Source organism: Bradyrhizobium sp. 159, assembly GCF_023073795.1.
Lineage (GTDB): Bacteria > Pseudomonadota > Alphaproteobacteria > Rhizobiales > Xanthobacteraceae > Bradyrhizobium.
In genome coordinates, this window is record NZ_JADPKE010000031.1 from 16,121 (window position 1) to 29,264 (window position 13,144).

The 13,144-nt window shown below is 64.4% G+C and carries 10 protein-coding genes and 1 pseudogene; 10 read left to right on the forward strand and 1 reads right to left on the reverse strand.

Annotation, left to right across the window (positions count from 1 at the left end):
* The first annotated feature begins 5 nt into the window (after window positions 1–5).
* From IVA96_RS06315 to IVA96_RS06340, 6 genes are all read left to right on the forward strand, one after another.
* The gene (locus IVA96_RS06315; protein WP_247280233.1) at window positions 6–1,202 is read left to right on the forward strand and encodes an FAD-dependent oxidoreductase; all 1,197 of its coding nucleotides are present in this window, start codon (window positions 6–8) and stop codon (window positions 1,200–1,202) included.
* A 139-nt stretch (window positions 1,203–1,341) separates the two neighbouring features.
* Window positions 1,342–1,638 (forward strand): (2Fe-2S)-binding protein, encoded by a 297-nt coding sequence (locus IVA96_RS06320; RefSeq protein WP_247280232.1) that lies wholly within the window; start codon window positions 1,342–1,344, stop codon window positions 1,636–1,638.
* Complete coding sequence (locus IVA96_RS06325; RefSeq protein ID WP_247280231.1) at window positions 1,635–3,053, forward strand: NAD(P)/FAD-dependent oxidoreductase; 1,419 nt, start codon at window positions 1,635–1,637, stop codon at window positions 3,051–3,053. Before IVA96_RS06320 ends, IVA96_RS06325 begins: the two co-directional genes overlap by 4 nt.
* Entirely contained in the window at window positions 3,050–4,171 is a 1,122-nt protein-coding gene (locus IVA96_RS06330; RefSeq protein ID WP_247416204.1) for an FAD-dependent oxidoreductase, read from the forward strand. The genes IVA96_RS06325 and IVA96_RS06330 overlap by 4 nt, the downstream gene beginning before the upstream one ends.
* A gap of 14 nt (window positions 4,172–4,185) precedes the next feature.
* The gene (locus tag IVA96_RS06335; RefSeq protein ID WP_247280229.1) at window positions 4,186–4,533 is read left to right on the forward strand and encodes a RidA family protein; all 348 of its coding nucleotides are present in this window, start codon (window positions 4,186–4,188) and stop codon (window positions 4,531–4,533) included.
* Window positions 4,534–4,703: 170 nt separating this feature from the next.
* Window positions 4,704–6,317, forward strand: coding sequence for an ABC-F family ATP-binding cassette domain-containing protein (locus IVA96_RS06340; protein WP_247280228.1), 1,614 nt, complete (start codon window positions 4,704–4,706; stop codon window positions 6,315–6,317).
* Between the two features lie 175 nt (window positions 6,318–6,492).
* Here the strand turns inward: IVA96_RS06340 and IVA96_RS06345 are convergent, their stop codons facing one another.
* Window positions 6,493–7,821 (reverse strand): dicarboxylate/amino acid:cation symporter, encoded by a 1,329-nt coding sequence (locus IVA96_RS06345; RefSeq protein WP_247416206.1) that lies wholly within the window; start codon window positions 7,819–7,821, stop codon window positions 6,493–6,495.
* A gap of 125 nt (window positions 7,822–7,946) precedes the next feature.
* On the opposite strand from IVA96_RS06345, the pseudogene IVA96_RS06350 reads away from it, so the two are divergent.
* The 4 genes and pseudogenes from IVA96_RS06350 to IVA96_RS06365 all read left to right on the forward strand — a co-directional run bounded on the left by IVA96_RS06350 (window position 7,947) and on the right by IVA96_RS06365 (window position 13,074).
* A pseudogene (locus IVA96_RS06350) lies at window positions 7,947–9,280 on the forward strand (solute carrier family 23 protein).
* 54 nt (window positions 9,281–9,334) lie between these two features.
* Complete coding sequence (locus IVA96_RS06355; RefSeq protein WP_247416208.1) at window positions 9,335–10,165, forward strand: SDR family oxidoreductase; 831 nt, start codon at window positions 9,335–9,337, stop codon at window positions 10,163–10,165.
* A gap of 253 nt (window positions 10,166–10,418) precedes the next feature.
* The gene (locus tag IVA96_RS06360; protein WP_346347886.1) at window positions 10,419–12,176 is read left to right on the forward strand and encodes a cation:proton antiporter; all 1,758 of its coding nucleotides are present in this window, start codon (window positions 10,419–10,421) and stop codon (window positions 12,174–12,176) included.
* A 76-nt stretch (window positions 12,177–12,252) separates the two neighbouring features.
* Window positions 12,253–13,074 (forward strand): NAD-dependent protein deacetylase, encoded by an 822-nt coding sequence (locus IVA96_RS06365; RefSeq protein ID WP_247280223.1) that lies wholly within the window; start codon window positions 12,253–12,255, stop codon window positions 13,072–13,074.
* The last annotated feature ends 70 nt before the right edge of the window (window positions 13,075–13,144 follow it).

Sequence of the window (13,144 nt, forward strand, 5' to 3'; positions counted from 1 at the left end):
AATCTATGTCTAAAGCGTTTTCGAGCGAAGTGGACGCCGGCTCGCGTAGAGACAACGCGTCAAAGCAAAAATCTGAATACGACGTCGCCGTCGTCGGCGGCGGGCTGCTCGGCTCCGCCATTGCCTGGGGCCTCGGCCGGCTCGGCAAAAAAGTCGCGGTGCTCGACGAAGGCGACATCGCCAAGCGCGCCTCGCGCGCGAACTTCGCGCTGGTCTGGGTGCAGAGCAAGGGGCTCGGCATGCCCGCCTATACGGTGTGGACCGTGCAGGCGTCGCAGGCGTGGAGCCGACTTGCGTCGGAGCTGAAGCAGCAGACCGGGCTCGACGTCTCTCTTCAGCAGAATGGCGGCTTCCATCTCACCCTCGGCGAGGACGAACTCGGCCAGCGCACCGAGCTGGTCAAACGCATGCACAACCAGGTCGGCGCGGCCGACTACAAGATGGAGATGCTCTCCGCATCCGAAGTGAAGAAGTCGCTGCCGCTGATCGGCCCCGAAGTTTCCGGCGGCAGCTATTGCCCGCTCGACGGCCACGTCAATTCGCTGCGCACGTTCCGCGCCTTCCACACCGGTTTCAGGGCGTTCGGCATCGATTATTTTCCGGAACGTCCGGTGTCGGCGATCAGCAAGAGCGGCGGCGAATTCCGCCTGACCACGCCGAACGGCGAGCTGCGCGCCGCGAAGGTCGTGCTTGCCGCCGGCAATGCCAACCAGACGCTGGCGCCGATGGTCGGGCTCTACGCGCCGATGGGCCCAACCCGCGGCCAGATCGTGGTGACCGAGCGCACCATGCCGTTCCTGCCACATCCGCTGACCACGATCCGCCAGACCGACGAGGGCACGGTGATGATCGGCGACAGCAAGGAGGACGAGCTCGACGACCGCGCGCTGAAGCATTCCGTCAGCGCCGTGATGACCGATCGCGCCCAGCGGATGTTTCCGCATCTGTCGCGGCTCAACGTTATCAGGAGCTGGGCCGGAATCCGCGTCATGCCGCAAGACGGCTTTCCGATCTACGACCAGTCGGAGACGCATCCCGGCGCCTTCGTCGCTTGCTGTCATTCCGGCGTGACGCTCGCCTCCAACCACGCGTTCGAGATCGCGCGCATGGTGGCGCAGGGCGCGCTCGAGCCGGAGCTGGTCGGCGCGTTCTCGGCGAGTCGTTTTGGCGGTGCGGGCGCTGCGAACCACAGCGGTTATTAGAAATAGGAGGCTCGATTTGAATCGATGCTGGCCCAGAGCTCAAATCACCTCTCCCCGTTGGGCAGAGGTGAACCCTCGCGCAGCCGAACAAGATTCCATCACGCTCTAGAACTTCTTAAGGAGCCAAGAGGCATTCCCCATGTTTAGGCGATCCGAACAGGACAAACGGCCACAAGTGCAGATTTTCGTCGATGGCGCTGCCGTTGCAGCACGTCAGGGCGACACTGTCTCTGCGGCGCTATTGGCCTCCGGCGTTGATGCGCGGCGGTCCACCGCAGTGAGCGGCGCGCTGCGCCTGCCCTATTGCATGATGGGGGTGTGCTTCGATTGCCTCGTCACCATCGATGGCATCGGCAATCGCCAGGGGTGTCTCGTGCCCGTCGCAGAGGGCATGAGAATCGAGATCCAAAAGGGCAAGCGGGAGATCGGCAAATGACTGTGGCTCCCAAGCGCGAAGCCTACGACATCGTGGTGATCGGCGCAGGTCCCGCCGGCCTCGCGGCCGCTGCGACCTCAGCCGAAGCCGGCCTGTCGACGCTGCTGCTCGATGAGAATATCGGTCCGGGCGGTCAGGTTTTCCGCGCCATTGGCTCGACGCCCCTGACAGAGCGCAATCAGCTCGGCGCCGATTATTGGGCGGGCGCCGATCTCGTGCAGGCGCTGCGCGCCAGCAATGCCGAGGTCATCCATCGCGCGACGGTCTGGAGCCTCGATCGCAACCTCGAGATCGCCGTCTCGATCGGCGGCGCCTCTGCCTTCGTTACGGCGCAGCGCGTGATCGTCGCGACCGGCGCGCTGGAGCGGCCGTTTCCAATTCCCGGCTGGACGCTGCCCGGTGTGATGACCGCGGGCGCCGCGCAGACGATGCTGAAATCGTCGGCGCTGGTGCCTGACGGACGCACCTTGATCGCAGGGCAGGGGCCGCTGCTCTGGCTGCTCGCCGCGCAGATCCTGCGCCTCGGCGGCCGCATCGACTGCATCCTCGACACGACCGAGCGCGGCAATTATTTCGCCGCGCTGCCGCACGCCTTCGCCTTTCTGACCTCGCCCTATTTCACCAAGGGGCTATCCATGATGCGCGAGGTGAAGGCGAAAGTGCAGGTCGTCTCCGGCGTTACCGAGCTCTCTGCATCCGGCGACGGTCAGCTCGCGAGCGTGAGCTATGTCGCCGGCGGCAAGCGCGAGACCATTCCTTCGGATCTGTTGCTGCTGCATCAGGGCGTTGTGCCCAACGTCAATCTGGCGATGTCGGCCGGCGTCGAGCATCGTTGGGACGAGCTGCAATTGTGCTGGTCGCCGGTGCTCGATGCTAACGGGGATTCGTCGGTCGCCGGCATCGCGATTGCCGGCGACGGCGCTGGCATCGGCGGCGCGAGCGCGGCCGTGGCGCGCGGCCGCATCGCGGCGCGCGCGGCAGTGGAAGCACTGGCGCCCGCGGCTGCCGCGAAGCTCGCGCCAATGTCGGCGCTTCGTGCCGATCTCGCTAAGGCCGAGCGCGGCCGCATCTTCCTCGATACGCTGTTCCGCCCGTCGCCGCAGTTCCGCATTCCCTCGGGCGATACCATCGTCTGCCGCTGCGAGGAGGTCACCGCAAGGGACGTTCTCGACTCAGTCGCGATCGGCGCGACTGGGCCGAACCAGCTCAAGGCCTATCGCCGCACCGGCATGGGTCCGTGCCAGGGCCGGCTCTGCGGTCTCACCGTCACCGAGCTGATGGCGCAGGCCCGCGGGAAGACCCCGCAGGAGATCGGCTATTACCGGCTGCGCGCGCCGGTGAAGCCGATCACGCTCGCCGAGCTCGCCGCCGTTCCCAAGAGCGAGGCCGACGTCAAGGCGGTGGTGCGCGGATGACCAGAAACGTGGATGCAATCGTCGTCGGCGGCGGCATCCACGGATGCTCGACCGCGCTGCATCTGTGCCTTGCCGGCATGAAGCCGGTGCTGATCGAGAAGGATTATGCCGGCCGCCACGCTTCCGGCGTCAACGCCGGCGGCGTGCGCCAACTCGCCCGGCACATCCCAGAGATTCCGCTCTCAGTCCGTTCGATGGGAATTTGGGAGAGGATCTCGGAGCTCGTCGACGACGATTGCAGCTTTGAAAGCTACGGCCAGGTCCTCGTCGCGGAGAACGAAGAGGAGCTGGCCGTCTGCCGCGCGCGCGTGGCCGAGCTCAACGCGCTCGGCTTCACCCATGAAGAGCTGATCGATGCGGCCGAGTTGCGACGTTTGGTGCCGGCCGTGGCCGAGACCTGTCCCGGCGGCGTCGTGTCGCGTCGTGACGGCGCAGCCAATCCGGCGCAGACGACGACCGCCTTCCGCCGCAAGGCCGAGCAGCTCGGCGCCATCGTGCGCGAGGGCGAGGCGGCCGGCAACATCCGTCACAGCGGCGGTCTCTGGCACGTCGATGTCGGCCCGGACACCTATGCCGCACCGGTGCTGGTCAACGCGGCGGGCGCCTGGGCCGGGAAGATCGCCGCCGCCCTCGGCGAACCCGTTCCGGTCGAAACCGTGGCGCCGATGCTGATGATCACCTCGCGCGTGCCGCACTTCATCGATCCCGTCGTGATCCTGCGCGGCCGCAAATTGTCCTTCAAGCAATTCTCGAACGGCACCGTGCTGATCGGCGGCGGCCATCTGGCAACGCCGAGCCAGGATCGCAACGAGACGGTGCTCGACTGGAAGAGCCTCGCCATCAGCGCCCGCACCGTGTTCGAGCTGTTTCCGGTGATGCGCAGCGCGATGATCGTGCGGGCCTGGGCCGGCATCGAGGCCAGGATGAAGGACGACATCCCCGTATTTGGCCCGAGCTCACGTCACGTGGGCCTCTATCACCAGTTCGGCTTTTCGCTGCATGGCTTCCAGCTCGGCCCCGGCGCCGGCGCCGTGATGGCGGAGCTGATCGTCAACGGCGGCACCCAGACCCGCGTCGGCGATCTCGGCATCGACCGCTTCCATCCTTCCACGCTCTAGAACAAGAGGACATCATGAGCATCACCCGCAGCATCCGCACGCCCATCATGCACCGCGCCGTCGAAGCCAATGGATTCGTCTTCCTCGGCGGCACCATCGCCGACGACACCTCGGTCTCGATGGGCGACCAGACCCGCAACATCCTCGGCAAGATCGCCGGCTATCTGAAGGAAGCGGGAACCGACAAGAGCCGAGTGGTCAGCGCCTCGATCTTCGTCACCGATCTGTCCAAGAAGAAGGAGATGGACGCGGCCTGGACCGAGTTCTTCGGCGACGATCTGCCGACCCGCGCCACGGTCGGCGTCGCCGATCTCGGCGGCGGCGCGCTGATCGAGGTGGTGGTCACCGCCGTGAAGGGCTGATCGTGCAGACCGATAGGGACGTCAGCGCTTTCCTCGCGCTGTCGCGCCCTTCGAGCTGCGCTTGATCTTGCGCTTCTGCGGGACTACTAGGGAGCTCTCAATCAGGAACTTCGCAGCCATGGATTTTACCCCAACCGCAAAGCCCATCCGCCTTGCTCACGGGGAATTCCATGCCTGCTTCGATCATCCTGTCGAATCTGTCGCTGTCCACGCCTGACGGCCGTTCTCTTCTCTCCAACATCGATCTGACTTTCGCGGCCGAACGGACCGGTCTCGTCGGCCGCAATGGTGTCGGGAAGACGACGCTGCTCGCGTCGATTTTGGGCGAGCATGTTCCCCAGTCCGGGCGCATTCTTGTCAACGGGACCGTCGGCCTGTTGCGCCAGAACGTCCAACCGCTTGCAGATGCGACGGTGGCCGATGTGTTCGGCGCGCGGCGGGCTCTGGAGCTGCTTAGCCGCGCTGAGCGGGGCGACGCCTCGGCCGACGAGATCGCCGCGATCGACTGGACGCTCGAAGGGCGGCTTGAGAAGGCCCTGGGGCGCCTCGGCTTCGATCCCTGTCCCGATACGGAGCTCGCCCGCCTGTCCGGCGGCCAGATCACGCGCGTGCGTCTCGCCGCATTGGTGTTTGCCGAGCCCGACTTCCTGCTGCTGGATGAGCCCACCAATAATCTCGACCAGGATGGACGCGGGGCGGTGACTGATCTCCTTGCTGCCTGGCGCGGCGGCGCGATCGTCGTCAGCCACGACCGGAACTTGCTCGAAACGATGGATGCGATCGTCGAGCTGACATCGCTCGGGTCAACCCGATACGGCGGCAACTGGAGCAGTTTTCGCGCGCAGAAGGCCGTCGAGCTCGCTGCGGTCAGGCACGACCTCGCGCATGCCGAGAGATACCTGTCCGAGATTGACGGCAAGGCGCAGGAAACAGCTGAACGGAAGGCGCGCAAGGATAGCGGCGGCAGGAAGAAGCGCGCCAAGGGTGACATGCCGCGTATCCTGGCCGGCGCGCGCAAGGACCGCAGCGAGGACAGCGGGGGCAAGAATGCACAAATCGCCGAGCGGCGGCGCGCGGAAGCGGTCGAGGCCGTCGATACGGCACGCCGACGCATCGAGGTTCTTCAACCGCTGTCGGTCAAGCTGCCCGCGACCGGCCTGCCGGCGGGCAGGGAGATGGTTTGGCTCGACGGGGTCAGCGCCGGCTATCGGCCGGAGCAGCCCGTCTTGCGCGATCTCTCGCTCACGATCGTCGGTCCGGAGCGCGTTGCGGTCGTCGGACCGAATGGCTCGGGCAAGACAACGCTGCTGAAACTCATTGCAGGCGAGTTGCACCCTGTCGCGGGTACGGTCCGGGTCAGGCCCGACTTCGCGCTGTTCGACCAGAAGGTCAGCCTGCTTGATCCTGCGATCTCTATCTTTGAGAATTTCAGGCGTCTCAATCCGAAAGCGGATCCTAACGCCTGCCATGCAGCCCTGGCTCGCTTCATGTTTCGCGCCGATGCTGCCTTGCAGCTGGTCGGAGGCCTGAGCGGCGGGCAAATGTTTCGCGCTGGCCTCGCCTGCGTGCTGGGTGGGACGCCGCCGCCGTCCCTGCTGATCATGGACGAGCCGACCACTCATCTCGATATCGAGTCTATCGAAGCCGTTGAAGCTGGCCTGAGGGCCTATGACGGCGCACTGCTCGTCGTCAGTCACGACGAGGCATTCCTGCAGGCGATCGGGATCACGCGCCGGCTCGAACTTGCCGGCAAGGAGATTCGCGTCAAAGACGGGATCATCTGATCCCGCCTTACCTCCCGACACGGCGGCTGATCATGGTGAAGATCTCCAAAAGCCCGACGCCCTGCCCCCAGCGCGTCGGGCGGAAAGATTGACTATCAATCGGTGATCCCAATGCCATTGTTGTGACGCGTATCTCACCGCTTTTCCATTCCGGGAAACTACCGCGTCGGAACCGCTACGCCCTGCCGACCGGTTCCAACGCCTCGCCGATCTCCAGCGGGTGGGCCATGGTCTCGTGCAGCGCGTCGCGATCGAGCTCGCCTTCGGAGATGCTGATGACGACGCAGGCAACGCCATTGCCGATCAGGTTGGTCAATGCGCGGCACTCGCTCATGAACTTGTCGATGCCGACCAGGATCGCGATCGACTGGATCGGGATGTCGGGCACGATCGAGAGCGTCGCGGCGAGCGTGATGAAGCCGGCGCCGGTGACGCCCGAGGCGCCCTTCGAGGTGATCATGGCGATGCCGAGAATGCCGAGCTCCTGCCAGATCGTCAGATGGGTGTTGGTCGCCTGCGCCAGGAACAGCGTTGCCAGTGTCATGTAGATGTTGGTGCCGTCGAGGTTGAAACTGTAGCCGGTGGGGATGACCAGGCCGACGACCGAGCGCGAGGCACCGAGATGCTCCATCTTCTGGATCATCTGCGGCAGCACAGTCTCCGAGGACGAGGTGCCGAGCACGATAAGCAACTCGTCCTTGATGTAGGCGATGAAGCGCAGGATCGAAAAACCGGCGAGCCGGGCGATCGCACCGAGCACGATCAGCACGAACAGGATGCTGGTCAGGTAGAACGTGCCGATCAGGGCGGCGAGGTTGAGCAGCGAGCCGAGACCGTAGGCGCCGACGGTGAATGCCATCGCGCCGAAAGCGCCGATTGGCGCCACGCGCACGATGATGCGGATAATACCGAAGAACATTTTTGCGGCCTTGTCGATCGCGTCCGCTATTGGTTCACCGGCCTTGCCCAGGAAGGCGATGGCGAAGCCCGACAGGATCGAGATCAACAGCACCTGAAGCAGGTCGCCCCGCGCGATGGCGCCCAGATAGCTGTCGGGGATAATCGCCATCAGATGGGCGACGATGCCCTCTTCCTTGGCCTTGGTGACGTAGGTGGCCACCGATTTCGGATCGATCGTGGCGGGATCGATGTTGAAGCCGTGCCCGGGCTGGAGAATCTCCCCGACGAGCAGACCGACCGCGAGCGCGACGGTCGAGACCGTCTCGAAGTAGATCAGGGACTTCAGCCCGACCCGGCCGACACGCTTGAGATCGCCCATCGAGGAGATGCCGTGCACCACGGTGCAGAAGATCACCGGTGCGATCATCATCTTGATCAGCGCAATGAAACCGTCGCCGAGCGGCTTCAAGGCCTTGCCGAGATCGGGAAAGAAATAACCGATCAGCACGCCGAGCGCGATCGCGATCAGGACCTGGACGTAGAGGATCTTGTACCAGGGCTGGTGCCGGCGGAGGACGGCTGGCTGGACCGCGACTTGTGTCATATTGTAGGCCGGGAATGTATCGATCTTGCTTGATTTGCATCATGTGATGGCCGCCGCGGAAGCGACAATCACATTTTTGTCGGATCGCACGAAGATCGACTGCTGCACCGCAAGTCGGGGGAAACATGTCGACAACAGGCTCCGAAGAACGCGTGCAAGGCTATTTTCCGCGATGGAAACTCAAGACCTCGGGCGTGATCATGCCGGAGGAGCGGCTGTCTTGGGGCCAGACCGTTGTCTCCGGTCTCCAGCATTGCGTCGCAATGTCGGGATCAACGATCATCGCGCCGCTACTGATGGGGTTCGATCCCAATGTTGCGGTCCTGTTCTCCGGCATTGGCACGCTGATCTTCTTCGTCATCGTCGCAGGGCGCGTGCCGAGCTATCTCGGCTCGAGCTTTGCATTCATCGCCGTCGTCATCGCTGCCACCGGCTATGTGGGGCAGGGGCCGAACCCGAACCTGTCAGTTGCGCTCGGCGGCATTGTCGGAGCCGGCGTGCTGTACGGCGTGATTGCGCTGATCGTGATGTGGTCGGGGGTTGGCTGGGTCGAGAAGCTGCTGCCGCCGGCGGTCACCGGCGCCGTGGTCGCCGCGATCGGGCTCAACCTTGCGCCGGTGGCGGTCAAGGCGGTGAGCGCCGGCACGTTCGACACCTGGATCGGGCTTGCGACCGTTCTGATGATCGGCGTGGTCGCCGTTGCCGCGCCAAGCCTGTGGCGCCGCCTGCCGATCATTGCCGGCGCCATCGGCGGATATTTTTGTACTTGCTGTTCGCGAACGGACTCGGTTTCGGCAAACCGATCGACTTCGCGCAACTCTCGGCCGCGCCGTGGTTCGGCCTGCCCAACTTCACCGCGCCGAGCTTCCATGCCGATGCAATCTTCCTGATCGCGCCGGTTGCGATAGTTCTCGTCGCCGAGAACCTCGGTCACATCAAGGCGGTCGGCGCCATGACGGGCCGGAGCCTCGATCGCTATCTCGGCCGCGCCCTGTTTGCCGACAGCCTCGCGACCATCGTGGCCGCCTGCGGCGGCGGCACCGGTGTCACCACCTATGCCGAGAATATCGGCGTCATGGCGGCGACGAAGGTCTATTCCACCTTGTTGTTCGCCTTCGCGGCCACGGTGTCGATCCTGCTCGGCTTCTCGCCGAAATTCGGCGCGCTCATCCTGTCGATCCCAGGTCCCGTCATCGGCGGGCTCTCGATCGTGCTGTTCGGGTTGATCGCGGCGATGGCGGGACGGATCTGGGTCGAGAAGAAGGTCGACTTTGCAAATCCCGCGAACCTGATTACCGTCGCGGTGGCGCTCACGGCAGGCGCCGGCGATCTCACGCTCAAATTCGGTGCGTTCACCATCGGCGGAATCGGCACCGCGACCTTTGGCGCCATCATCCTGCATCAGATTCTGACCTCGCCACTCGCACGCGGCGCCGAGCGAATCGAAGCAATGCGCTGAGGGATGGAACAAAAAGCCAGTTCCGCCGATGATCAAGCATCCCGGAGAGAACTCATGCCACAAACCTCAACCTCCTTTCCCTCGCGCCTCGTGGGCCAATACGCGCTGGTGACCGGCGCCTCGCAAGGCATCGGCCGCGCCGTCGCCATCCGGCTCGCCCAGGAAGGCGCGACCGTCGCCATCAATTATTTCGATCATCCTGAAAGAGCCGAGGAGACGCTTGCGCTGGCGCGGACGGCATCGGGCGATCGGGGTCATGGCAGGCTCGATCACATCATCGTCAAGGCCGATGTCGGCAACGAGCAGGACATCGCCGCGATGTTCGAGACGGTCCTGGCGCGCTGGAAGCGCCTCGACTGCTTGGTCAACAATGCCGGCTTCCAGCGGGAATCGCGGAGCGATGCGCTCGACGTCGAAACCTATCGTCGCATCATTGACGTCAATCTCAATGGCGCCGTGCTTTGCGCCCAGAAGGCGCTCGCGCATTTCGTCGCCCGCGGCGGAGGTGGCAGTATCATCAATTGCTCCAGCGTCCACCAGATCATCCCAAAGCCCGGCTATCTCGCTTATTCGATCAGCAAGGGCGGCATGGCCAATCTGACGCGTACGCTGGCCCTCGAATTCGCCGGCCGCGGCATTCGCGTCAATGCGGTTGGACCCGGCGCGATCGATACGCCGATCAACGCGGCCTGGACCGGTGATCCCGAGAAGCGCGGCATCGTCACCTCCCACATTCCGCTCGGACGTGTCGGCACGCCGGAAGAGATCGCCGCGGTGTTCGCCTTCCTCGCCTCGGATGATGCGAGCTACATCACCGGACAGACCATCTATGCCTGCGGAGGCCTGACGCTGTTCCCCGAATTCCGGGAGAATTGGGCGAGCTGAACGTCAGCTTGGGAGCGTGCGCATCTGCGACGGCCCGACCGGTTGCAACGATTAGATCGTGGTCGCGAGGCAAGCCTTCTCGCTGGGCGTGCTGGCCACCAACGCCCGCGCGGCAAAGGCCGTCGGAGCCCGGTAGGGGTCTGCGGCGCCGTGTGCTATCGATCGTGGACGACGCTGCCGCTAGTGGTAAGCGCCGACACATGAAGGCTTCGTGACCACAACCATAAACATCAATGCCTACAGTGACGCGCTGGTGGTCCTCGGCACTGCCGGCGTCGTGGTGCCGATCGTCCGCCACTGGGGCATCAATCCGGTGTTGGGCTATCTTGGTGCCGGCGCCATCCTCGGCCCTCTCGGACTCGGCTCGCTCGTTCAGGACCTCCCGTTCCTGTACTGGTTCACCGTGGTGGACGCGCAGAACGTCGAAGGTATCGCCAATCTCGGCGTCGTGTTCCTGCTATTCCTGATTGGGCTCGAGCTGTCCTTCAGGCGGCTCGTGACGATGCGGCGCCTGGTGTTCGGGCTTGGCGGCCTGCAGGTGCTGGCGACGTCCGCGATCATTTTCGGCGCGACGCTTCTCGCGGGGAAGAATTCCCATACCGCCGTGATCCTCGGCGCAAGCCTTGCGCTGTCCTCGACGGCTATCGTGCTTGAGCTTCTGTCCAGCGACAGGCGGCTCGCGACCGTTGCGGGGCGCGCCAGCTTCTCGGTGCTGCTGGCCCAGGATCTTGCAGTGGTTCCCATTCTCGTGTTCGTCTCGGTGCTCGGCGCGGGCAGCGACGGCTCCGTCGTGACGCACATCTCCAGTGCGATCTTGAAGGCTGTAGTGGCGGTCGCTTTTCTCATTCTGATCGGACGGCTGCTGATGCGTCCGCTGTTCCAGATGGTTGCGGGCACTCATTCGACGGAGTTGTTCGTCGCGGCAACCTTGTTCGTCATCGTCGGCGCAGGCCTTGCCGCGCACCAAGCCGGCCTATCGATGGCGCTCGGAGCATTCGTTGCAGGGCTGATGCTGGCTGAAACGGAGTATGGCAAGGCCATTGAGGCCACCGTCGAGCCGTTCAAGGGCCTGCTGCTAGGCATCTTCTTCTTCACCGTCGGCATGGCCATCGACGTCCGCGTGTTCATGCGCGAGCCTGGTTGGTTGCTGGCCGCCGTCATCGGGGTTCTGACCGGCAAGGCGATCGTGCTCATCATCCTGGGCCGCCTCTTCAGGCTCTCGTGGCCATCGGCGATCGAGGTCGGCTGCCTGCTGGCTCCAGTTGGCGAATTCGCTTTCGTAAGCATCGGGATGGCGGCGGCCCTCGGCCTGATTGAACCGCGCGTGTCGAGCTTTGCCATCGCCATCACCGCCGTAACGATGGCATTGACGCCGTTTTTGGGCATGCTCGGGCGACGATTGGCCGCGAAACTGGGTGGCGAGCGAACCCTCGATCCCGAACTGACGGTTCGGCCACCCGGGGACCGGGCGCAGGCCATCGTGGTCGGCTACGGCCGCGTTGGAAAAGTCGTCTGTTCGCTGCTGACCAGCCACGGCCTAAACTACATCGCGGTCGACAACGAAGCCGTCGCCGTGGCGCGCGACCGCCGCGATGGTCATAAGGTCTATTTTGGTGATGCGACAGAACCGGGCTTTCTCGAAGCCTGCGGCCTGATGCAGACGACCGGTGTGATCATCACCATTCAGTCGCGACCAGCAATCGATGCTGTCGTTGAGCGGATCCGCGCAGTGCGGCCGGACGTGTTGATCGTCTCACGTGCGCGGGACGCCGATCATGCCCGCCACCTCTATGCGATCGGCGCAACCGATGCGGTGCCGGAAACCATCGAGGCAAGCCTGCAACTTTCCGAAGCCGCACTGATCGGCCTCGGAGTCGCGGTCGGGCCTGCGATCGCCTCGGTGCACGAGAAACGGGACGAATTTCGGCTGACATTGCAGCAAGCCGCCCGCATTGCAGCAGAAGAGAAAACTCGTCTCCTCGATAGCACAGTGCGCCGGTCCCCGAGATAGCCACCTCTGCAGGCGGCCGGGCGCTGCGGACTATCATCATCTGGCAAAGCCCGCCCGCACGAACTACATCTGCGCCATGATAAATGCTCCGCTGCCAAACCTTCCGCTCCAGGATTTCATCGGCCGACACGAACGTCTGTTCGTGCTGACCGGCGCGGGCTGTAGCACCAATTCGGGCATTCCCGACTATCGCGACAGCCACGGCAATTGGAAGCGCACCCAGCCGGTGAATTTCCAGGCCTTCATGTCGGACGAGCATACGCGCCGGCGCTATTGGGCGCGCAGTCTGATCGGATGGCGGCGGTTCGGCCAGGCCAAGCCGAATGATGCGCATCATGCGCTGGCCCGGCTCGAGGCGAACGGCCGGTGCGGGATGCTGCTGACCCAGAACGTCGACCGGCTGCATCAGTCTGCCGGCCACCGGCAGGTGATCGACCTGCACGGCCGACTCGATCTGGTCCGCTGCATGGGCTGCGGCTGCAAGACGCCGCGCGATGAGTTTCAGCACGCGCTTGGTCGCGCGAATACGGCCTGGCTGAGGCTCGATGCCGCCGATGCACCTGATGGCGACGCCGATCTGGAGCACGAGGAGTTTTCGTCCTTCGAAGTGCCGGCCTGCGAAGCCTGCGGCGGCATCCTCAAGCCCGACGTCGTGTTCTTCGGCGAGAACGTCCCCCGCGATATTGTCGCCACCGCGCACGATCATCTGGCGCAGGCCGACGCCATGCTGATTGTCGGCTCCTCGCTGATGGTCTATTCCGGATTCCGCTTCGTGCAGGCTGCCGCGGAACGCAAAATTCCGATTGCAGCAGTCAATCTCGGCCGCACCCGCGCCGACGATCTCCTGACGCTGAAGGTCGAGGAGCGCTGCGAGTCGGCGCTTGCATTCCTGCTCTGATCGCGCAGGCGTCGAACACGTCTTGCCTATTGCATAGGTGCCAAGCAGAATAGTCAGGCGCGGCGTTGTC